Raw genomic sequence first — 20,500 nt, 5'->3', positions numbered from 1 at the left:
GGGCTAGTAGATGTTCCCGGAGATGGCCACGGTCGGGCCCATGTCCGTGATCACGATCTCGCCCGGGCTCGGTCCCGCGGCGGCCTCGAAGATGAGCTGCCCGCCACCGGACGCGGTGAACATCGCGGCGACCACGCGGAGTGTAACGTCGGCGGTGGCCTCGTAGTTGAACTTCCAGGTGATCGTCTCCGGGACGTTCGTGTCCGCCAAGTCCAGGATCTCGCGGGCGATCTGCGTTGACGAGGTGGTGGGTTCGGTCCCGTTGGTGGTGTACCGGAAGTCGATCTGCGCGGTGACGCCGGCTGTGTTGGATCGCAGGGAACCCCGGCCGCTGATCTCGTACGTGCGTCCGGCGAGGATCGGGCCGCCGGTGTTGAAGATCCGGTACGCGGTGCCGGCGGTTGTGGCGGTTGTGGTGGCGTTGGTGTCGCGTTCGTTTCGGGCGATCACCTGGTAGTTGGTGGTGGGCCACCACTTGCCGTGCGCTGTCCACACCTCTTCGATCATCGGGTTCGCGCCCGCGGCGATCTGCGCTGAGGTGGCGGCACGGAGCCGCTTCTCGCCGACGACCAGGCCCGCGTCGGACAGGCTGTCACCGGGCAGCAGAGGACGCGACCCGCCGTTGAGCGTGGTCGACTTGCGGAGGTCGGTGATGTTCGCCGCCGTCACGTTGTTGGTGTTCGCGGGCCGCAGGATCCGGGCGATCGGCACCGTGTCCGTCGGGAACGACGGCACAGTCGGCGAGCCCGCGGGGGTGCCGTTCAGGTGTTCGACCTTCGGGCCGTGCGGTCCACCGCCACTGTCACCGATGCCCTTGTCGTACAGACGCAGGTACAGGATGTCGATCCGTGGGTTCGACGGGTCCGCCGCGTCCAACGGGTAGTTGGTGATCGTCGTTTCCTGCGTCAGCAGGTAGGGGCCCTGGCCGGTGCGCGTGACGATCGCCTTCCCCGGGTACAGCTGCACCGCCTGCCCCGGCGACCCCAGCTGGATCGCCTTGAGGTCCACGAACTCGAACCCGGTGGTGTCGATGTAGCGGCGCGGCAGAATCCCCGGTCGGGCGAGGGTCCCGTTGGCGTCCGTCAGCATCAACGCACTGAGTAGCCCGGTGCGGATGTCGCGGGCGTTGTTGCGGCCGGTGGTGCCGTCCGCTTCCATCAGCGGGATCGCGTCGGTCATGTCGACAGCCACGCGCGCCTCCTCTCAAATCCAGGCATCGGGCCACGTAGCAGTCAGCAACGCAGTGGGGGAAGGGCTGGGGGCGGAGAAAAGGACATCGATCGTTCCCGGCGGCGCGAGGAAGAAGTCCGCCCGTGTCAGGAGTGGACGCTGGTTGCCGTTGTCCAACAGCACCGATCCGGTGCCGGTGTTGATGACGAGCTGGGAGCCAGTGGCGACAGTGCCGTTCCAGCGGAGCGACTCGCCGGTGTCCGTGCGGGTGATGATCGGAGACGTCACCGGACCCGCAATCGTGAAGACGATCGGGGTGTCTTCGCTGCCGTCGTTGGTGATCTGGATGACGCCGTTCTCGGCGGCACCGGTCTGCCACACCACCCCCGTCGACCCAGCCGGGCCACCCCACTCAACACCCGTCGAGCCCGCGGGGCCGCCCCACTTGATGCCGCCAGGGGCGTCGATCGCGAGCCCCGTGCTGGCGGAGTGGACGGTGCTGGAGTACTTGCGTGGGTCCGGTGCGAGCAGAATCAGTTGGAACTCGAACTGCGAGACTCCGGTGTTGCGGAGGTTCCCACCCGCGCGTTTCACCATCGCCGTCCGGATCGCCACCGGCTCCTCAACTACAAGCGGAAACAGGTGACCGCGCTTGCACAACGAGTTGAACTTGTTCCGCGCCACGTCGGCGGCGACCGGATCCGGTGCGCGAGCCCACCCGGTGAGGGTGATGACCCGCGACGCGTCGAGGTTCGGCGCCGAGTACGTGCCGTCGGATGCCGGTTTGTCCATGTCGAACAGTCGGTCCTGGACCGGTTCGAACCAGCCCTTGTCGTCGGAGACAAACCACGTGACACCGTTGTCGTCGACGTAGTTCCCGGACCAGCCGTCCACAGTCCACGCCGGGGTGACGATCTGGGTGCTCATCCGGAGAACCTCGCCGCCCACGCGATATCGGAGGATGCGACACGGGCGAACTCGTAGGCGGACCTGTTGTCCTGCACCTGAACGGGCATATTCACCGTCACCCCCGCCCCTGGTGCTGCCGCTGTCGCTGTCGTTGCGGGTGTGGCGATGCCACCGTCGGCGTACTTCCGGACCAACACCAGCCCGCGGCGCCTCGCCCACTCCGCGCCGATCGCCATCGTGCGGGGCTTTTCGTCGTCGGGCAGGAAGTACTCGATGCCGGTCTGCCGGTCACCGATGACCCGCCATGTGTTCGCCGGCACCCGGTGCGCGATCTTCCCGTTCAGCGGGGTCAGTTTCCGGATGCCGCCCTGGGCGTACGTTTCGACGATCCCGCCGATCGCGCCATTCAGTCCGCCGCCCATCTGCGCGATCTGGTTGTTGCGGCCACGGATCTGCGTGTTCAGGTAGATCGTGTAGCCATTCCATTTCCGGGCGAGCCCGGCGAGAATGTCGTCCGCTGTCTTCGTATTCGCCGTGACCTTGAACGATCCATCCTTGAGGTGCTCGACCCGGTATCCGATGTCCTCAAGCTTCTTGACGGCGGAGTCCGTAAGCCCTGTTACCGTGACGCTCTTGTTCGGCGGGACGTTCCCAACCTTCTGTCGCAGGATTTCCATGTCGATCTGGGCCTGCGACATACCGGGGGTTTGGATCAGCGTGACGATGTCCTCCGGCACAATCCCGTACCGGTCCGCGAGCGCCTGCACCTGCTCGGTCGTCAACCCGAGCTGGTCTGCCTGCGCGGCGAACGAATCCCGTACACCCTGCGATGCCTGCCGCGCTTTCTCCAACGCGGTCGGCATGTCGTCGCCCTGTGCGATCGCGGCATCGAACGTCTTCTGCGCCAGGTCTGCGGTGCTCGCCCCAAGATCGTCGAGCGTGTCCAGGAGGAAGCGACCGTTCTCGGTGGTCGTGTTGACCGAGCCGTTGGCGTTGAGAAGCGCGGCACCCCACCCGTTGGCCTTGTCGAGGTTCTCGCCGAACTTGTCCGAAATCTGTGCCAGCTGCTCGTTGACCCGTGACTGCGCCTGCTCGAGCGTGATGTTCCCGCCGGATAGTGCGTCCAGGGCGTCCTTGAGAGCGCGGGCCTTGTCGTCCGCTGTGGAGGTGTTGTCGGCTAGGACATCCATCGCGGCGCCGAGCCCTTGGCTGCGTTCGGCCGCTGTCAGCATGGCGGCCGCGCCGGTGGCCGTCGCCTCCTCGAACTCCTTGTTCTTGTCGTTTGCCGCACTGATCTCGGGGATCAATTCGCCCAATTGGTTCTTGAGCTCATGGGCCTTGTCGGCCATCGGGTTAGATCCCGCGACCTGACCTTCTAGCTGGCCTTGACCAGCGACCTGGTCCAGGTACACCTGAAGTGCGGCTTGTACCTGCGTGAGTGCGTTCTTGTTGCCTAGGTATGCATCTGTCAACGTGCGAACTGGAATGTCCAGATCGCGGGCCAGTTGGGCGGCGCCCTTGTCTTCGAGGCGTTTGAGCGCCAGAGCACGGATGTGGTCGTTGATGACACCATTGCTTTCCCGCAATGCCCCCGCCAGCGAGTCGACCTGCTCGCGGTGCGCCTGCTCCTCGGCGGCGGCGTCCGCGTTCGCTCCCGCCAGCAACGCCAGTCCGCCTGAGGCGATCCCTAGTGCGACACCCCACGGACCACCGAACGCGGAGATCAGCCCACCTGCGGCAGATCGAAGACCCGAACCTGCGGCAGCAGCGATACCCGCAGTGCGCCCAAACCGTTCGGCCCCAGAGGATGCCCTGTCGAATGACGCCTTCATAGCCGACAGGGCAGGACTGCGCTCTACCAGAGTCCCCACCGCGGCACCCATCGTGGAGATGGGCTGCCCGGCGGCAGCGGCACCGTCGCGGATCGCGCTGGTCTGCTCCGCGAATCCGCGAGCTGCGGCGATCGCGGGGATCGTTGAGGTATTGAACGCGGCCGCATAGGTACCGAGACGCCCAACCGAGTCGCCGGCTTCGGTAGCGACCGCCCGCTGCACGCGGGCCTCATCGTTGAACTGGCGGACGACGCCGACAGCACTACCGATGCCGCTCGCCGCCAACTGGACCGGGGCCGTTACCGTCGACCACGCTCGCCCGAGAAGGCCAGCCTGTCGTCCCGCTTCCCCAGCGTCTGTGGCAGTACCGCGCAGCGCAGTCCGCAGACCACCTAGGACTGCCGGCCCGGCGCGGAGAGCGAGAACGGCGACCGCGGCCGTCTGGATCGGTCCCGGCAGGTCACCGAACGCTGACGCCAGGTCACCAATCACCGCGACGGCAGGCGCGATGACCCGGACGATGCCTGCGGTGATGTCGTACACCAACTCGAGGCCGGCGACCAGAGCGCCAACCGGACCGGTGGCCTGGTTGAGGCCCTCGAGCAGGTTGCCGACCCCTTCTGCGAGCGGGACAACGGCGTCGGCGCCTTCACGTACCACGTCAGCGAATCCGCCGAACACGGTCGTTCCGACGTTCACCGCGCCGTTCAGCGAGTCGACCAGCCCGGCGACGACTGGGTCGATGATGTCGCTTACTACGTCGAGGAGCGCGTCACCGCGCGACACCAGCGCCTCGGCAAGTTGCGGTCCGAAGAGTTCGCCGGCGGCGACTGCGGTTTCCAGGCCAGTGACGATCTTCGGGGTGAATCCGGCGACGAATTCCGCGGCGGAACGGGTGGCTCGTTCGAGGCCGGGGGCGATGACCTCGTAGACCTCGATACCGGCGGTCTCGAGTTGGGACTTGAAGCCTTCCCATGCGCCGCCGAGGCCCTTGGTCTGAGCGGCCGCGACGTCGGCTGCGCCGCCAGCACGAGACACCGACGTGGCCATCTCGTCGAACGAGGCGGCACCCTCGGCCGCCAACGCGTTCGCGGCGGTGAACCCTTCGTTGCCGAACGCGGTGCTGGCCGCGGCGGCGAACTCGGCGTCGGTCAGTCGGCCCTTCGCCTGCGCCAACTGGTCAGTAAAGACCCGAAGTCCGACGAACTTGCCCTGGGCGTCGAACGCCTGGACGCCGAGCGTCTTCAGCCCATCCGCGGCCGCAGCCGACGGTGACGCCAAGCTGGCGAGGATGCCGCGCAGGGATGTGCCTGCCTGCTCCCCCTTCACGCCTTGATTGGCGAGCAATCCGATAGCGGCGGCGGTGTCCTCGATGGACACTTTGAGCGCCGCGGACACGGGGGCGACGTACTTCAGGGAGTTGCCGACGTCGATCATCGAGGACGCCGACGCGTTTGCGGTGTTGGCTAGCACGTCGGCGACCCGGCCCGCCTGGTCCGCCGCCAGACCGAACGAGTTCAACGCAGCGGACTGCAGTTCCGCCGCTGTCGCGCCGTCCACTTGGGCCGCGGCCGCCAACTGCAGAGTGCCCTTGGCCGCTTGCATGGCCTCGTCGACCGAAAGGCCGCCCTTGGCTAGTTCCACCATGGCGTTCGCCGCGTCCGCGGCCGATGTGGCCGGCAACGTCATGTCGGCGCCGAGGGCCTTGGCGGTCTGACCGACCTTGGCCATCTGGATGGCGGTCGCGCCCGACACGGCCTGGAGCTCGTTCAGGTTTCCCTGATACTCGTTGCCGAGCTTGATGACGCTGGCAAGACCGCCGGCGGCGACAGCCGTTCCGGCGGCGACCGCCAGCCCGAGTCCGCGGCCGATGGACGAGGCGATGCCGCTGGAACTGCGGAGTCCTGATGCGAGCTTGGAGGGGAAGGCGCGCATGTCTGGTTCAACCAGGATGTCGATCTTGCCGCCGGGCATGGTCACCCCCAGCGGTTAGTCACAGGAACTGGTCGATGAATGCGTCAAACTCGTCGTCGGAGACCATTCGCGGAGCCAGCGGGTTCACCGTGTACTCGGAGGCCTGCGCCGCATACGATTCGTTGAGACGTTCGTGTAGCGATGGCGGACGAGCGGCAACCGGCCGGATCAGCGGGAACGGCGGCGGCTTCTGGCGGCTGCGCCGGGCTGCTGCAACCTCATCCGGGTCAGCGGTCCACTGCGCGTACTGATGGGTGACGTAGAAGTCGATCCGGTCGACCAGGCGGGCCACGTTCTCGGCGAGGTCCCCCCAGTCGGCCATGTCCCCGAGCTCGGCGCGGGCGAGCTGTGAGTGGGGTGGGAGTTGGTGGATCTTCGACACCACCTCGACGGCAGGCCAGGTGTCGAGGGCGTGCGCGAGGTCGGTGCCGTAGAAGCGTTTGAAGTCGGCGGAAGCGGCGCCCCACCGGGGTCCGAGAACCTCGGTCAGGACGCCGTGGATTCCCCCACCGGCTCCGAGCCGTATCCGTACGCCTCGTAGATCTCGTCGTCGGTCTTCGCGAACTCGGCGAGCGCTTTCGACGCTCGCATGATCGCTCCGGACACGAGCGCCTGGTGCATGCGGGGCAGCGCGTCGACGTACGCGTTGAGCACCTCCGCCTGCTCTGAGACGGGAGGCTTCGGTGGGTTCTTCAGATTCGCTTTGGTGGCGCGGGTGATGGCCGCGACAACGCGCTGCCGGTCTTCCCGGGAGCCGACGAGGAGGGTGAACGCGGATGCGTCGTGGCCCTTCTGCATCAGCGTCAGGAACGTCTGCACTTCGGTACCGGTGAGGTCGGTGTTGACCATGTACGTGCTGTCGCCGAGCTTGACCTCAATCGGGTCGAGGCGACGTGCTGCTAGCAGCAGGTTCAGGTCCAGCACGCGGTCGTTGGGGGTGCCCTGCATGGTGTTTCCTCCGGATCAGGCGAGCGGGTTCTCGGTGGTGTAGCGACGGATCGCCTTGACGCCACCGGACGGGGCCAGCGGCTTGAACTCCATGTCCCAGCCCTCGAGGTCTTCGTCGTTCATGACCTCTTCAGGGATGGTGGCCAACGTGCAGCGGGCGATGTAGTAGGCCTTCTTCTTCGCGCCGTTCACGACACGGATGAGGAGCGAGAACTCCTCGTCGTCACCTTCGATCCACTCGAAGATCCCGGAGCCGACACCGGTCTCGGCGATCGATCCGCCGCGCAGCAGCGTCAGCGTGGTGGCCTTCGAGTAGTCGACCGGCCGGAACTTGATGCCGTACGTGGGCGGCTTCTTCGACGTGTAGTAGGCGGCGCCCGACTCGTTGTTCCAGACGTCGAGGTCGGTGACGTCCTGGTTCGGGGTGATCGTGAATCCGGCCTTGATGCCACCAAAGGCATCCATCCCGGCGATGGAGGTGGCGAACACGTCGGCGGGTGGCGACGCGTTGACGGTGCCGCGGAACCCGTCGCCGTCGAGCCAGAGGCGGGCCTTGGAGGAGTCGGCGTAGGTAGACAATGCAGCCTCCTGCTGCTGGGCCCGCGCGTTGCGGGGCGATGGGTGTGAGCGCCCTGCTCATGCCCTGACTTTGGGTGGAGGTGTTCCGCCCGCCAGGCAGGGCAGCCAGCGGGCGGAACGACTTAGGTGGCGGTGACGTGGGCCTTCAACTCGACCCGCACCAGTGACCAGTACAGGGGCGTGGACTCGCCACGCGAGGTGTCCACATCCGACAGCGGCCCCTCGACGAGCCGTGCGGAGTAGGCCATGTTCTGGTAGGTGATGTTGCGGGCCCGCCCGACCACCGCGGCTGCGCGGGAGGCGATGTCCCACGCCTTCACCTCGGGGTCTGACACAGCGGCGACGCCGGGTGCACACCAGCCTTCGACCTGAACGAGAGGTGACCACGCCACCCCGTCGCCGGAGATGGAGTTGTTGCCGGCGAGCCGGATCCGCGCGCAGAACGTCACCGTGGACGGCAAGCGGGAGCTCAGCCGGTTGCCGCATTCGGCCATGAACGGGGCGTCTGCGATCAGCAGTTGCCGGATCGCGCCGGGCACCCACGGGATCGGGCCGGGTTGGGACATGGTCACCGTCCCTTCGGCTGCACCCCGGAGTACTTCCCGTAGCGGCGGGCCGCGTTCGTCATCGTGGCTTGCGGCGCCGTGTCGGAGGTGCCGTACTCCTTGAACCCAGCCTCCGGGTCGTCGTTGACGATCCGCACCAGCGTCCCGTCAACAACGACACCGATCCCCGACTTGAACTCGCCGGTTTCGACCCGGGCTGTCGCGCGGGCGTCGTCCGCGGCCTGCCTGGCTATCTCCGCACGTTCGTTCACTGATGCTTCCCGTGCGAGCCGCACAGCCTCGTCGGCGAACACCGTGACCCGGATGCTGGCCACGGCTACACCTGGTAAGCGATGACGGTGATCGTCGACGCGGACGCGGTGAACGTCACCTCGGAACCGTAGTAGGCGACGGGAAATCCGCCGACCACCTTCGTCTGCGCACCGGTCAGCGTGTACACAATCGACGCCGGCGCCTGCCCGTCGACCGCCACGGACGCCGGGAACGACACCGTCACGGTGCCGCCAGCCGACGACGTGAGCTCGAGGATGAGGGTGCCGCCGTTGATCGCCCGATTGCCGTTGACGTTGTCACAGGCCACCGGTGTCGGCTTCACGATGGCGGTCTTGTGGTCGAGGTTGGTGACGGTGACCGCGGTTGCGGGCATGGCAGGCTCCTACTGCAGGTCTGAGATGAGCCGCAGGGCCGCGGCACGAAACACTTTCTGGTGGCGGGCCCCCGAGTAGCGGTCCGCCGGTTTGCCTTCGACGACGTACTTCGCGCCCGGCTCCCCGCCAACAACACCGTCCACGTCCTCCACAGTGGAGTCTTTCGTGAGGACCGTGCCAATGGGGACGAGGATGGTTGCGAGGGAGATGGTGGTGTTCTGGCCGGCGTTGAGTTCAGCGGCGGCGGCGAGCACCCCGGTCGGTCGTTGCGCCATCCACGCCATCCCCGACCTCGTCACCGGCGGCGGAAGCACTTCGTTCCCCGTCTCCGGATCCACCGTCGGCGGATCCGTCTGCGGTCCCGGTGTCGTGATCTTCACCCGGTGCGGGTACTGGGGCATCGTCCACCTCCGTCAGCGTTCCGTCGGCGAGGCCGTCGACGACGAACTGTGAGGTTCGGGACGACCAGTGGCGGAGGCCGTCCGCGTCGACGACGACGATCGTGTTCGGCAGGTCAGCTTCGGTCATGTTGTGTTCACCCCGGGTGGATGGAGAACGCCTTACCTCGGGCGCTCCGGTTGGATGCAGGGGTCAGCAGGTCGATCCAGTCGGAGACGTCTACGCCGCCCTTGGGTACGTCCTGGAACACCACCTGGTATTCGGGATGTGCCTCGGACTTGATGTTGCCGGTCCGGACGACCTGGATGTAGCCCTTGGCGAGGTCGCAGACCGCGAACTTCGCCAACACCGGGTCAGTGCCGCCGTTCGCGATCCAGGTGTCCAAGTCGGGCAGTGTGGAACGCAGCGCGGCGCTCAGCGCGGCCAGCACCATCTCGCACTGCAGTTCCTCAGCGGAGTCGAACGTGACCTTGAGGAGAGTGGCCACGTCGGTCGTGGTCGCGAACGGCGTGGCCACTGCTCACTTCTCCCGGCTGTCCCACGCGGCCTGCATGTCCTTCGCAGTCGCGTTGTCGGGGACCTCGAAGTTCTGCGCGACCATGAAGGTCCGCCAGGCGTCCGCTGAGGATCCGGGGCCGCCACGCGGCGGCTCCTTCACCTCGTCGCTGCCCTGCTTCGTCGGCTCCGGCGTGGCCGGCGGAGCCCCGTCCCACACTTTCGGGTTCGAGATCCGCGCCGCCACAGCATCAGGCACATCGCTGTCCGGGCCGTACCAGACGCCGTCGACGTTCACGTTCGTGTTCAGCTTCGCCATCGTCAGCCTCCTCAGTAGACATCGGCGACGAGCGTGTCATCCGGGCTCGCGAGAACCGGCAGGGCGATCGCCGACCCGATGGTCAGCACCCGAACCGGGGTCTCACGCTGGATGAACGCCGCGACCACCAGGCCCGGCAGGTCGGCGCCGCTGACGCCGTAACCGCCGATCTGAGCCTCGAGCGTCGTGCCGTACACGGTGGCGCCGAGCGCGGTCCCGGATGCGGGCAGCATCAGCACCTTGTCGGCGGGGATGAACCGCTGCCGAACACCGTTCCGGCGGGCGGTCGCGTCCCACACGATGATCTCCGGCAGACCGAAGTCCGCGAGGACCTGGTTCAGCTGGGTCCGGGTCACCATCGGCGCGGTCGCCGCCAGCGGGTACACCTGGCCCTGCACCTCCTTGTTGCGCAGGAGGTGGTTCACCGCGGTGGTGGACATGACGATCGCGCCAGCGCCCTGACCGTCAGCGACGAGAACATCCCGCCACGTCTGCAGGTCGGTGATCGGCGTCGAGTTCGTGTGATCCGACCACAGGGTGGTCGGCGCGACGACGTGGGAGGCGGACCGACCGAAGTCGACGGACGCCATCACGCCCCGCTCGTTCAGAGTGACGGTCCCGGAAACGAGCGCTTCCGCGCGCGCGAACTCCATCCGGATGTCGATCTCGCGAGCGATCCGCTCACCATCCCGCTGGAACAGTGCCCGGAACTCTTCCGAGTTCGCCCGGCGCGCGGTGAGGTTCTGGAACTCGTCCAGCTCGTACTGGCGGGCGATCGGGGGCAGCGAGCCCTCGACGCGTGCCAGCCCGGCCCGACGGCCGAACGACGGCTCGGCGTCGAATGCGCGGAAGTCCGCCGCCTCGAGAAGCTGGTCTCCGCCGCCGCGGGTGAACCGGTACGAGAGGTCGTTGACCCCGTTGTACGGGAACCACCGGTCGAGCAGGAACTGGTTCTCCGGGCGGTCGTCCAGCGCCGCCCGCGAGTAGCCGGTCAGCTCGGCGGGAGTGATGAACTCGTCGTAGATTTCCATGGTTTGTCACTCCCTCCTAGTAGAAGATGATCCGGCCGGCGACGTCCGTCTGACCGGCGGCGTCGACGGGCACGGGCAGTTTGGCGTTGACGACCTTGCCGTGGTCGAGCATGGCGCCGACCACGTCGACGTCACCCGACGCCGGGTACGGAACCGGGGCGTACAGGAACCCGGCGAGGGTCTGCGTGCCGTCCGACGCCGCAGGGTTCGCGCCGCCGGCGGTGGTGGTGCCGATGGTGACGTTGGGCGAGGAACCGCCGGTGAGCCCGGCGCCGGACGCCGTCATGGCGGCGACGTCGGTGCCGCCGAGCACGCCCTTGAACGTGACGGCGAACGCCGAGCCGGGGGCGGGGCCGCCGGTGACCGCGACGTCGTTGTCACCGATGTTCGACAGCGCCTGCAGCGCGGCCAGCACCTGAGCGGCGGTCGCGTTGTAGGGAATCGCCGCGGTGGTCTGCCCGGACCAGGTCAGGGTGAACGTGCCACCGGTTGGGGTGCCCGTCACGGTGACGGACTGCACCTCGTTGGTCTGGCTCGCGTACGGGCCGTACTTGCCGGTGGCAGTGATCTTCCCCAGCGCGATACCGGACTTGAAGTAGCCGTCCGGGTAGTGCACCGCCTGGGTGAAGGTGGAGATGTCGAGCGTGACGCTCGGGCACTCTCCGATGCCGTGACGGGAACCCAGCCAGGACTTGTCGTCCGTACCCCAGGTCTCGGTCCTCAGCGTGAGTTCCATCAGGTTGTCCCCTTTCAGGGCTTACGTAGCTTTCTGGTTCTTGCGCCGGTATTCGTCGGCGCCAGCGCTGACCGAGCCCGTCTTGGGCGCGGCGGGTGGTGTTCCCTGCCCGGGAAGCGGCGCCGGTGGGCGGCCCGCTGCGGCGTCGTTCCTCGCCTTGACCCGTTCCGCCTGTGCGCGCAGGCCGTCCTCGTCGGTTGCGGTGAGCAACACGAGGTCGTCCTTGCCGATCTCGAACTCGGAGGCGATCTCCAGCCGCAGGCGCGTCGCGCGCTCCGTGCCGTAGTTCTGTTCGAGTTCTGCGAGTCGGGCAGTCGCCTTCTCCAGCTCGGACTTGTCCTTGTCCTCGATGGCCTTCAGGCGAGCCTCGAAGTCCTTCGCGGCCTTCTCGGCTTCCTTGCGGGCTTTCCGCTCGGCCTCGAGCGCCGCCTTGCCGGGTTCCCCGAGGGGTTCGTTCGGCGGTGTCGGCGCGGGCGCCGGCGGCGGGGTGGGGACAGGTGCTGGAGGCGTTGGTTCCCCGCCCGGCTCCGATCCACCGAGGATCGGCCAGACCGGTTTGCCGTTGACCACGCCGACGGCCTGGAGAGGCGCACCGGTGTGGGGGTGACGGAGGAACGGGTGGGTGGGCAGGATGGTTCGCCGCATCGCGCGGTCCTCCAAGGATTCCGGCCTGGCCCATCGCGGGTCAGAGCACGTATGCGAAGCGCCGAAGCTGTCGCAGCGTCTCGGCGCGATCCCAGCCAAGCCGTTCGGCTTGGAGGAAGATTTCGTCCGGCAACAGCCGGGGTATCCGGCCTTGCAGGCGTTGCCCGGCGAGGCCGCGGCGGGTGGTGCCGACCGTGGTGGCCTGCACGTCCTGGCCGAACGCCTGCGCGGTGGTGATGCCTTGGCGGGCGTTCACGACCTGCGCCATGTCGCCGCCCATGCGGATCGTCTCGGCGCCGGTCTTCGTAAACAGGCGGTCCTGTTCCTCGCGGGACAGTGACCGAAAGTAGGTGTCGGGGTCGGTGGTCCAGTCGTCGTCCACGTCCTCGGCGGCCGGGACATGGATGCAGTCGCACCGCTTGTGCCGGTTGAACGCGACCGCCGACTTGTAGTGGCGGCCGGCGAGGATGGCGCAGCGGGCACACGAGGTGCCGCGCAGCATCCGCACGTAGCCGGTCACCGACGGGCGGGCCTGCATCCCTGACTGGACTGCGGCGCGCGCTGTGTCGCCGAGCCCGGTCTTCACGATCGAGTTCGCGACGAACCCGAACCGGGACCAGTCCGCACCGCTGGGGGGGCGTACCGAGTTCGGTGCGTACACCAGGGCTTGGAGCCACGACCCGCCGCCGTCGGTCAGGTCGGCGAACGCCTGCGGGTTCACCCGTCCTTCGGATCCGCCGTCAGCGTTCTGTGCCTCGAGGATGTCGTTGAGGTAGGCGTCCGCGTACGAGGCTGCCAGGACTTGCAGCAGCAGCAGCCGGTTCCCGACCGTCTGGATCGAGTCCCGCCACACCTCCGGCGAGGCTTTGCCCTTGCGGATGGTCGGGGCGAGCAGCGCCAGCGCCTCCTCGACGATCTGCGCTTGCAGGGTGGCGTAGTGGCGGCCGACGTCAGCTACGGAGCGCGGGAGCGACACCGTTCACCTCAGGCAGCGGCGGCAGGGTGGCTGGGATTTGGTCGATGTCGCGGAGGTTCGCCGCCGCTTGGGCGCCGACCCGTGACATCCGCTCCCGCATGGCCTGCTTCGTGGCTTCCGAGTAGCCGATGTCGTTCCAGGCTTGCTCTTGGTCGATGACCGGCCCGCCGACGGCCTTGACCGCGGCGTCCATCTTGGAGGCCATCGTTGGGGTCGCGGCGTTGCGCCACTTCGACTCCATGCCGGAGATCTCCGCGGGGTCGTTCCCGAGGATCGCCCACTGGATACGGCCGGCGCGTTCCCACGCCCCGCCGTACCAAAGCTGCCGTTTCTCGGCGCGCAGCACCAACCGCTCAAGAGAGAACTGGATGGCTTCTGCGGATGCCGGGTTGTCGCTCGAGTACCCCATGTACAGCGGGGGCAGGCCGTACTTGGATGCGGCGACCTGCGCGAGGGTCTTCAACGACTCGTGGAAGTTCCTCAGATCCGACGCCGCGAACTGCCCGACCTTCGTCTCAGGTGTCGACTCGCCGCGCTGCTCCTGCTTCGGGTGCGGGATCCCCCACACGTCGCCCATCGCGACTTTCCACAGGGGGATCTGCTTCCCGTTCTCGTCGACGAAGTCGCCCTCGGTGGCGCCGACAATCCACTTCCGGCCGACCGCGTGGTGCTCGACCGCGGCCATCATGTTGGTCGCAATCTGGTTCGCGCCGTCCAGCGTCGGTTTCAGCTGGACGAGGTCCGACACTCCCATACCCCGGACGGGGTTGGTGAGCATCGGCACGAACGGCACGCTCGGCAGCGACAGATCAGCGGCGATGACCCGCGACCACTCCCCGAGAGGTTCGGACTCCTCGAGCTCGCGCTTGTCGTTGAGCTCGAACACCCGGCAACGGCCAGGGCCGCGGTCCGTCACGGTAGGAACCTCGGGGATGAACAGGACCGCGTGATCCTCCGGGGTGCCGCCGAAGTCTTCTGACCACTGCTTGAACCCCACCAGCGGCTGCCGGGTCCTGGGGTCCAGCTCGACCGCGACCTGGTCGCAGTACTCGGTGGTCACCATCGGCGACCCACCAGGCCCTTCCGGGCCGATCATCAGGAAGTGCAGCCCGGACACACTGGAGGCCTTGTGTGCCTCGTCGCTCGCGACCGCCAAGTCGTTGTCGTTCCACGACTTGACCAACTCGTCGACCGGGCGCTCACCCGAAAGGAAGCTCTCCAGACGTAGCCGCTCGGTGACCGACTCGATGACCAGCTCGGCCCACGGCAGCAGCAGCGGCGGGAACCTGCCGTCCTGCTCGGCGATGATCCGGGCGACGTACACCAGGTCCTGCTGCAGGTTGATGTACTTCCACCACGTGATCGCGTTCTCACGCTGTTGAGAGGCGCGAGCGGTGAGCCGGCCGTACCACTGTTCCGGGGTGAGGTCGGACAGCTTCACGCGACCTCCCTCACCTGTTGGACACGATCACTTTGCGGCGCGACCTGGCGGACTGTTCGGGAAGCGGGTCTCGTTTCCACGCCGAGCACGCCATCGCCAGCGACGGGACAGCGTCGATACGTTTCCCCGACTTGTCTCGCTCCGGTTTGTCCGGACGGATCAGTTCGGGGTTGTACGGGGCTTTGCGGATCTCCACGGCGTCGAAGCAGAACCGGGCGATCGGGTTGTTGTGATGCCTCAACCGCTCCGACTTCACCAACGTCATGAGCTCGGTCATGCCGGGCGTCATCCGCTGGTAGGTGTTGTTGTAGGCGTCGATCTCCCACACGCCGGTTCGCTTCTCGATCTCCTGGATCACCGGCGCCATCGACCACTGGTCAGCGTCTGCGGCCCGGATCGTGAAGTCTCGGGAGTCCTGCGCGATGTCCGTGTAGATGCGGTCGTAGTCGACGACGTTGCCTTCGGTGACCGTCAACCATCCTTCGCGGGCCCACCGGGTGAACTTGCCGTTGTTGTGCTTGTCCAAGCCCTCGAGGGCGTCCTCGGGGAGCCAGAACCGCCACAGCGCGTGGACCTCGTCCCCGTCGGGGATGAGCAGCGACCACGACACCAAGTCGAACTTCGCGGCGAGGTCGAACCCCGCCCACGCGACCTTCCCGGTGAGGGCTGATCGGCGGTAGTCGGGCGACAGCCACGGTTCGCCGGCGCATTCGTCCCACAGGTGCATCGGCATCCACCGGAACTTCTGCCGCACCCACTGCGCCAGTCGGAACTGCCGGAACGAGTTCTCTTTCGACGGGTCGTTCCGCGCCTCGAGCGCTTCGTCCCGCAACGCCTGGATCGACAGGAACTCGCCGAGCGCCGGGTTCGCGTAGCCCCAGTTGTTCTCGTCCCACGGGTCCGCATCCGGTGGGGTGTTCCGCAGGAACACGTGGATGTGCGGGGACCGGTCGGGGGTCTCGGCGACCCGTTCCATCTCGTCGTGCATCCCACCGCACCACGACGACGGATCATCACCTGGTGTCGTGGCGGCGATCATCAACGCCTGTGACCGGGTACCCATCGCCGTGCGCAGCGAGTCCCACAGGTCACCGTTCTTCTGCGTCAACACCTCGTCGAACACGATCGCGTGCGGGTTGTGCCCGAGGTTCCCGGCCGCGTCCGCGGCGATCACCTCGTAGTAGGAACCGGTTTTCTCGTCGACGATCCGCTTCTCGTGGTTCTTCACGATCAGCCGGCGCGACAACACCGGCGACAGCTTCACCATCCGGGCAGCGACGTCGAACACCTTGCGGGCCTGATCCCGGTCACACGCCGCGCCGTAGATCTCCGCCGAGTCCTCGCCGTCCGCGCACAGCATGTACAGCGCGATCCCGGCCAGGATCTCCGACTTGCCCTGCTTGCGTGCGAGCTCGATCCACACGATGCGGATCACCCGCACGTAGCACTCGAACTCTTCCGACCACCGCACCGGCCCAAAGATCGGCCCGATGATCTCGTCGTCCTGCCAGGTCGACAGGATGAACTTGCGGCGCGCCCACACACCCTTCGTGTGAACAAGCACCTCTTCGAAGAACGCCTTCGCGTGATCCGCCCGCGGCTGACACCAGTGATCGCCACGCTTCTTGCAGGTCAACCCGTCGAGGGTGAACCCGCACAACGGGAGAGCCAACACGGCCTCCCCTCAGCCGAGCAGCCGGTCAGCTCCCTTGCCCTCGTCGCCCTCGGGCTTCATCTTCAACTGGCCGCGGTCCGACGGGTTCAACCCGAACCGGCCGCCGAGCGTCACCAGGATCGCGGTCGACTCCCGCGCCACCTGCCACGCCGGGTTCTTCCGCAGCTCGTAGATGATCGTGCCGTCCGACATCTCCCGGACCGGGGTGGTGCACGACGTGCCGTTCTTCTCGACGTCCATCAACGCGAGCCGGTTCGTCACGACCGCCGAGCAGAACGTCGCGAACGAGTCCACATCCCACGCGGTCAGCACACCCTGCTTCTCCAGGTCCGGCGCCAACCGCTCCCACACCGCACGCGCCTCTTCACCCAGCCACGCTGGCGGGGACACCTCGCCGGCGTCTGGCACCGGCTCATCCAGGTTCACCCGCGACGGCCGCGACTCCCCATGCAACAACGCCAAGTTCGTCGGACGCTTCGCCGGACCACGCTTGCCCATGATCACCCCCCTAGCCGATTGCCGAAAACCTGTCCGCGCGTGGATGAGCCTTGCCCGGGGCGTGGAGCTGGGTGGCCCTGGGGGGAGGGGTACCCCCAGGGGTGGGTGTGGATCATCAAGTCATGATCGTTCCGGCCGCTACAGGTGCCGCTACACGGAGCGTGGGGCACCCGGTCGACCTGTCAGTACGGTGGGCGTGCGCCCTTGCTGCTGTTCGCTGATCTACACATGACGACGAGGTGTTGCATGGGGTCGCCGCCTAGTGCGATGGGTAGCGGGTCGTCTGCGGTGAGGTCGTGGCACTCGTGTCTCGGGTGGTTGTCGTCGCCGAGGCACAGCCAGCCGTGGCGTTGGACGTGCGCTGCGACTGCTGCTGTCCTGTGTGCCTGCACCCCTGGCTGTTGTCTGGCTACCTTGGTTGGGGTGGTGCGGTGGTAGCCGCGGTTGCGCATGCTGTCGTGCTTCTCGCACTGGCCCGCCCGCGTGGGGCAGCCGGGGAAGGAGCAGCGTCTACTCGCCCGGGTCGGCATCGACAGTCACCAGCAGCTTCGACGGCAGCAGGGTCACAGTGACCTTCGCGATGTCTTCGTCGGGTACGAACTCGTGGACCTTGAGGTCCAAGACCTGCCCCATGTCCATGCCGTTGATCACGACCCTGCCGGCGACGCCGTTCGGGTTCAGGAGGATCTGCACGTCTGGCTGTTCGGGGGCAGTCATGCCGAGTCTGAGGTGTCTGAGGTGTCTGCGGTGTCAGGTATGGCGAACGTCGGGTGGTTCTCCGGGTCCGACATCACGTGCTCGGTGAACATCGCCGTGCCCTCGTCCTCGGCGACCTTGATCCTGCCGTCCACCTCGACCACTACGGGGACGAGCAGGTCGCTGTCGCAGTCGGGGCAGAGGAGCGGAGCCTTGACCAGGACCGCCATCAGATGACCCTGTCCTCGTTCGGCAGGTACACGCCACGCTCTGCGGCTGCCACCTGCTCGTCGCCGATCACCCGGATCGGACCCGATGGCAGGCCCGGCGGTGTGTCGCCGAACGCCTGCCGCTTGGCCTTGTGCAACGTCTTGATCAACCGGTCGATGCCGTCCTCGTCGAGCGTGACGCGCCAGCCGTCGAACTTCTCGCCCGCCTCGAAGTGATCACCCGTGTCCTTGTCGGGGAAGGCGAACGGGGAGTGGACGTTGACCGTGGTGATCTGCACGTGACCGGGCGCGTTGCCCTGCTCGGCGTGCTGCCCGGGCTGCGGCTGCTTGCGCCACGACACCTCGGTGTACCAGCCGTGCGTGCACTCGTCGTCGATCTGTTGGGCGTTGACCTTCTGGGTTGGCATCTCGCCGCCTCCGTGTGGAGTGATGGAAAACCGCAGGTGGCTTGGATGCGACCTGCAGGTTTGTCGATAGATGGATCTTGGTCAGGCGTCGCTGTCGGAGTCGTGGACCCAGCGGGCCGCCTGCTCGTTCCACGCGACCGTGCCCAGCGCCAGCAGGCCGAGGGTCTCGTGCATCCGCGCCCCGTTGTTCGTGAGGAACACGGTGCAGTTCTCGCCCTCGCTGTCGTAGTAGGTGCCGATCAGTACCCACTGCGCGGGCATGCCCTTCGGGTCGTCGCCCAGCTCGCCCGCTTTGATGGCGTCGGCGAGAGCACCTGTCACGCGGTCGCTGGCTTCGTCGCTCACGCGGGTACCTCCGTCGTGGCCACCGCGAGCAGGGTTCGCTCCAGCTTCGCCAACAGCGACGTGCGGCGCTGGCACCACAGCCGGAACGCGCGTCGGTTGCCGTCGTCGAGAGCCTTGTCGATCTGCAGCTCCGTGTTCGACAGCGCGAGCGACAAGCCAGTGATCTCGGAAGGGTGGGCCACGGTCATCACCTGCCCTTGAAAGCAGGAAGCCCCGGCCACATGTCAGGTGGTCGGGGCTCTTGCGGGCATAGCTCCGCGTGTGGTGATCGTTGCACATGCTTTGACCTGCGAGCAAGCTAGGCGGCGCGCGTGTCGCGTGACTCCAGATACTCGCGGATCTCCCGCACGCAATAGCCGCCCTCAGCGCGGGTCAGATGCCCTCGATGGACCCACGATCGGAGGGTTGCCGGGCTGACCGTGATGCCCGACTGGCGGAGCAGCAGGAGGGCCAGAGATGCGGGGAGGCGGGCGCTCACGGGCGCCACTCGTCGAGGTAGCCAGGGCGGCCGGCAAACGGCCGGGCCAGCAGGCGCAGAGTTCGACAGCCGACGTATGGGACCTCGCGGGCGGCGGCGACGACGCAGGTGTGCTGGTCGGCGTGGTCTTCCACGATCTGCCGCTTGGCCTGCAGGTCGTCCACCATCTCCTCTTTGGACCAGTACTCGCAGTCCGGCCCGCCGCTGTACATGACATGGTTCTCCAGTTCGTCGAACTGTGTCAGCAGCCACGCCGCCAGGTTGGTCACGATGCCTCCTGCGCTACCCGAAGTCTGTCCAGGTCAAGTCCAGTGTAGATCCGCGCGCACGCGTTGTCGGAGCACTTCACCCCCGAGGCGTCCGGCATCTCGTACACGTCCGCCCCGCATTCCCGGTCACGGCGCATGGCGATGCACTGACCCACCGATCGGGGGATGGGGTCGTTCGCCGCGGCCCTGACTGCGGAGTGGATCTCGCGGACCTCCTGGGCGTAGTCGGCGACCCACGGTTGGGCCATGATCCACGAGTGGTTTGACCTGAGGGCATGGAGTTCGCCGAACACCGACAGTGTCCGGGGGCACTCCAGGCCGCGGTCCTCGCGCACCTGCACTGCCCACTCGTGGACCGTCGCCACCGCACCCATGCCGTCCAGCGCGGAGGGTGTGGTGCGCCAGTCGGTGTGGTGGATGACCGTGTCGTTCGCCGGCGAACTCGAGCCGAAGCCGGGTTTGCGTCCGCCTCCGTCGCCGCCCTTCGTCTTCAACAGGCTGAGGGTCGGGAGGTAGTCCTCCAGTTCCCCGAGATGCCTCAGGATGCGGTTCGAGCAGTGGAAGCACACCAGCTTGTGCGGCTCCACGTCACGGTGCCGGCCGGGCGGGCAGATCACACAGTCGGTCATGGCTGTCCCTTCCAACGGTCGAACAGACGACGCAACCAGCCGCGAGACAGGTCAGAGGCTGAGAAGGTCCAGTCCACCCGGACGCCCGCCAGCTCGGTCGGCTGGATCAACTCCCGCAGCACAGCGACCACCGCGCCACGCGCCGCGACGTCGTAGTCCACTGCCACACCGTCCACGTGTGGCGCGTTGAAGATCTCCTCGCGCGCTGCTTCGACCAGTCGTTGGGTTAGTGGGATGGAGCCCGAAACGGGGTCACTCACCGTCATCACCTTCAGCGGCCCGCATCGCGGCTTGCCCGTCGCTGTCCTGCCAGCCCGTCCCCGGCTCGCCGACCAACAGCCGGTACGTCTCGGTGTCGCCGCCGCCCTCGATTTCCTCGACCGTCACCCCGACCGTCCGGGCCGCGATCAGGAAGCCCTCGGCCTGCTTGTCGAACACGGTCGCCAGCCACGTCTCGCGGTCGCCGTTCTCCCGGCCTTCGAGCCAGTTGGCGAACATGCCGGTCGTGGCCCAAAGGTCCATCTTCAGGTCCGCTGGTGCGGTGATCAGGTACCGGTGAACGTCGCCCATCTCGCCTCTCCTTGATCTGTTCGGGGGGTGGTGGGG

At 67.2% G+C, this 20,500-nt stretch carries 28 protein-coding genes; all 28 read right to left on the bottom strand.

Features of this window, described 5'->3' with window-relative positions:
• Window positions 1–3: 3 nt before the first annotated feature.
• The 28 genes from WBA97_RS34690 to WBA97_RS34555 all read right to left on the bottom strand — a co-directional run bounded on the left by WBA97_RS34690 (window position 4) and on the right by WBA97_RS34555 (window position 20,464).
• On the bottom strand, window positions 4–1,191 hold the full coding sequence (locus WBA97_RS34690; RefSeq protein WP_424235228.1) for a chitobiase/beta-hexosaminidase C-terminal domain-containing protein: 1,188 nt from the start codon (window positions 1,189–1,191) through the stop codon (window positions 4–6).
• Between the two features lie 12 nt (window positions 1,192–1,203).
• Window positions 1,204–2,097 carry a phage distal tail protein gene (locus WBA97_RS34685; protein WP_424235227.1) on the bottom strand — a complete coding sequence of 298 codons (894 nt, stop codon included), beginning with the start codon at window positions 2,095–2,097 and terminating at the stop codon, window positions 1,204–1,206.
• A complete protein-coding gene (locus WBA97_RS34680; RefSeq protein WP_424235243.1) occupies window positions 2,094–5,885 on the bottom strand; it encodes a phage tail tape measure protein in 3,792 nt (1,263 codons plus the stop codon). Before WBA97_RS34680 ends, WBA97_RS34685 begins: the two co-directional genes overlap by 4 nt.
• A 19-nt stretch (window positions 5,886–5,904) precedes the next feature.
• Window positions 5,905–6,267, bottom strand: a complete 363-nt coding sequence (locus WBA97_RS34675; protein ID WP_424235226.1) for a hypothetical protein — start codon at window positions 6,265–6,267, stop codon at window positions 5,905–5,907.
• 104 nt (window positions 6,268–6,371) lie between these two features.
• Entirely contained in the window at window positions 6,372–6,833 is a 462-nt protein-coding gene (locus tag WBA97_RS34670) for a hypothetical protein (RefSeq protein ID WP_424235225.1), read from the bottom strand.
• Between the two features lie 15 nt (window positions 6,834–6,848).
• The gene (locus tag WBA97_RS34665; RefSeq protein WP_424235224.1) at window positions 6,849–7,412 is read right to left on the bottom strand and encodes a hypothetical protein; all 564 of its coding nucleotides are present in this window, start codon (window positions 7,410–7,412) and stop codon (window positions 6,849–6,851) included.
• 122 nt (window positions 7,413–7,534) lie between these two features.
• The gene (locus WBA97_RS34660; RefSeq protein WP_424235223.1) at window positions 7,535–7,978 is read right to left on the bottom strand and encodes a hypothetical protein; all 444 of its coding nucleotides are present in this window, start codon (window positions 7,976–7,978) and stop codon (window positions 7,535–7,537) included.
• Between the two features lie 2 nt (window positions 7,979–7,980).
• On the bottom strand, window positions 7,981–8,292 hold the full coding sequence (locus WBA97_RS34655) for an HK97 gp10 family phage protein (protein WP_424235222.1): 312 nt from the start codon (window positions 8,290–8,292) through the stop codon (window positions 7,981–7,983).
• Between the two features lie 2 nt (window positions 8,293–8,294).
• Complete coding sequence (locus WBA97_RS34650; RefSeq protein ID WP_424235221.1) at window positions 8,295–8,624, bottom strand: hypothetical protein; 330 nt, start codon at window positions 8,622–8,624, stop codon at window positions 8,295–8,297.
• A 9-nt stretch (window positions 8,625–8,633) separates the two neighbouring features.
• Window positions 8,634–9,026, bottom strand: coding sequence for a hypothetical protein (locus WBA97_RS34645; protein ID WP_424235220.1), 393 nt, complete (start codon window positions 9,024–9,026; stop codon window positions 8,634–8,636).
• Window positions 9,027–9,160: 134 nt separating this feature from the next.
• Window positions 9,161–9,541: a hypothetical protein gene (locus tag WBA97_RS34640; RefSeq protein ID WP_424235219.1), complete on the bottom strand. Its 381-nt coding sequence runs from the start codon at window positions 9,539–9,541 to the stop codon at window positions 9,161–9,163.
• Window positions 9,542–9,544: 3 nt separating this feature from the next.
• Window positions 9,545–9,838 (bottom strand): hypothetical protein, encoded by a 294-nt coding sequence (locus WBA97_RS34635; RefSeq protein ID WP_424235218.1) that lies wholly within the window; start codon window positions 9,836–9,838, stop codon window positions 9,545–9,547.
• Between the two features lie 11 nt (window positions 9,839–9,849).
• The gene (locus tag WBA97_RS34630) at window positions 9,850–10,869 is read right to left on the bottom strand and encodes a major capsid protein (RefSeq protein WP_424235217.1); all 1,020 of its coding nucleotides are present in this window, start codon (window positions 10,867–10,869) and stop codon (window positions 9,850–9,852) included.
• A gap of 16 nt (window positions 10,870–10,885) precedes the next feature.
• Entirely contained in the window at window positions 10,886–11,605 is a 720-nt protein-coding gene (locus WBA97_RS34625) for a hypothetical protein (protein ID WP_424235216.1), read from the bottom strand.
• A gap of 21 nt (window positions 11,606–11,626) precedes the next feature.
• Window positions 11,627–12,250, bottom strand: a complete 624-nt coding sequence (locus WBA97_RS34620) for a hypothetical protein (protein ID WP_424235215.1) — start codon at window positions 12,248–12,250, stop codon at window positions 11,627–11,629.
• A 40-nt stretch (window positions 12,251–12,290) separates the two neighbouring features.
• Window positions 12,291–13,226 carry a hypothetical protein gene (locus tag WBA97_RS34615; protein WP_424235214.1) on the bottom strand — a complete coding sequence of 312 codons (936 nt, stop codon included), beginning with the start codon at window positions 13,224–13,226 and terminating at the stop codon, window positions 12,291–12,293.
• On the bottom strand, window positions 13,201–14,667 hold the full coding sequence (locus WBA97_RS34610) for a phage portal protein (protein WP_424235213.1): 1,467 nt from the start codon (window positions 14,665–14,667) through the stop codon (window positions 13,201–13,203). Before WBA97_RS34610 ends, WBA97_RS34615 begins: the two co-directional genes overlap by 26 nt.
• Window positions 14,668–14,677: 10 nt before the next feature.
• Window positions 14,678–16,339, bottom strand: coding sequence for a terminase large subunit (locus WBA97_RS34605; RefSeq protein WP_424235212.1), 1,662 nt, complete (start codon window positions 16,337–16,339; stop codon window positions 14,678–14,680).
• Between the two features lie 12 nt (window positions 16,340–16,351).
• Window positions 16,352–16,750 (bottom strand): phage terminase small subunit P27 family, encoded by a 399-nt coding sequence (locus WBA97_RS34600; RefSeq protein WP_424235211.1) that lies wholly within the window; start codon window positions 16,748–16,750, stop codon window positions 16,352–16,354.
• Between the two features lie 600 nt (window positions 16,751–17,350).
• Window positions 17,351–17,557 (bottom strand): hypothetical protein, encoded by a 207-nt coding sequence (locus tag WBA97_RS34595; protein WP_424235210.1) that lies wholly within the window; start codon window positions 17,555–17,557, stop codon window positions 17,351–17,353.
• Complete coding sequence (locus tag WBA97_RS34590; protein WP_424235209.1) at window positions 17,554–17,766, bottom strand: hypothetical protein; 213 nt, start codon at window positions 17,764–17,766, stop codon at window positions 17,554–17,556. Before WBA97_RS34590 ends, WBA97_RS34595 begins: the two co-directional genes overlap by 4 nt.
• The gene (locus tag WBA97_RS34585) at window positions 17,766–18,173 is read right to left on the bottom strand and encodes a hypothetical protein (protein ID WP_424235208.1); all 408 of its coding nucleotides are present in this window, start codon (window positions 18,171–18,173) and stop codon (window positions 17,766–17,768) included. The genes WBA97_RS34590 and WBA97_RS34585 overlap by 1 nt, the downstream gene beginning before the upstream one ends.
• A gap of 81 nt (window positions 18,174–18,254) precedes the next feature.
• Window positions 18,255–18,518 carry a hypothetical protein gene (locus tag WBA97_RS34580; RefSeq protein ID WP_424235207.1) on the bottom strand — a complete coding sequence of 88 codons (264 nt, stop codon included), beginning with the start codon at window positions 18,516–18,518 and terminating at the stop codon, window positions 18,255–18,257.
• Window positions 18,515–18,700 carry a hypothetical protein gene (locus WBA97_RS34575; protein ID WP_424235206.1) on the bottom strand — a complete coding sequence of 62 codons (186 nt, stop codon included), beginning with the start codon at window positions 18,698–18,700 and terminating at the stop codon, window positions 18,515–18,517. The genes WBA97_RS34580 and WBA97_RS34575 overlap by 4 nt, the downstream gene beginning before the upstream one ends.
• 292 nt (window positions 18,701–18,992) lie before the next feature.
• Entirely contained in the window at window positions 18,993–19,265 is a 273-nt protein-coding gene (locus tag WBA97_RS34570; protein WP_424235205.1) for a DUF6221 family protein, read from the bottom strand.
• Entirely contained in the window at window positions 19,262–19,894 is a 633-nt protein-coding gene (locus tag WBA97_RS34565) for a hypothetical protein (RefSeq protein ID WP_424235204.1), read from the bottom strand. Before WBA97_RS34565 ends, WBA97_RS34570 begins: the two co-directional genes overlap by 4 nt.
• Complete coding sequence (locus WBA97_RS34560; RefSeq protein WP_424235203.1) at window positions 19,891–20,154, bottom strand: hypothetical protein; 264 nt, start codon at window positions 20,152–20,154, stop codon at window positions 19,891–19,893. The genes WBA97_RS34565 and WBA97_RS34560 overlap by 4 nt, the downstream gene beginning before the upstream one ends.
• Window positions 20,147–20,464 (bottom strand): hypothetical protein, encoded by a 318-nt coding sequence (locus WBA97_RS34555; RefSeq protein WP_424235202.1) that lies wholly within the window; start codon window positions 20,462–20,464, stop codon window positions 20,147–20,149. The genes WBA97_RS34560 and WBA97_RS34555 overlap by 8 nt, the downstream gene beginning before the upstream one ends.
• Window positions 20,465–20,500 lie beyond the last annotated feature (36 nt).

This window comes from Actinophytocola sp., from assembly GCF_049647105.1.
GTDB lineage: Bacteria > Actinomycetota > Actinomycetes > Mycobacteriales > Pseudonocardiaceae > Actinophytocola.
The sequence above is the reverse complement of the archived record's forward strand: the minus strand, read 5'-3'. Positions and strand labels throughout refer to the sequence as shown.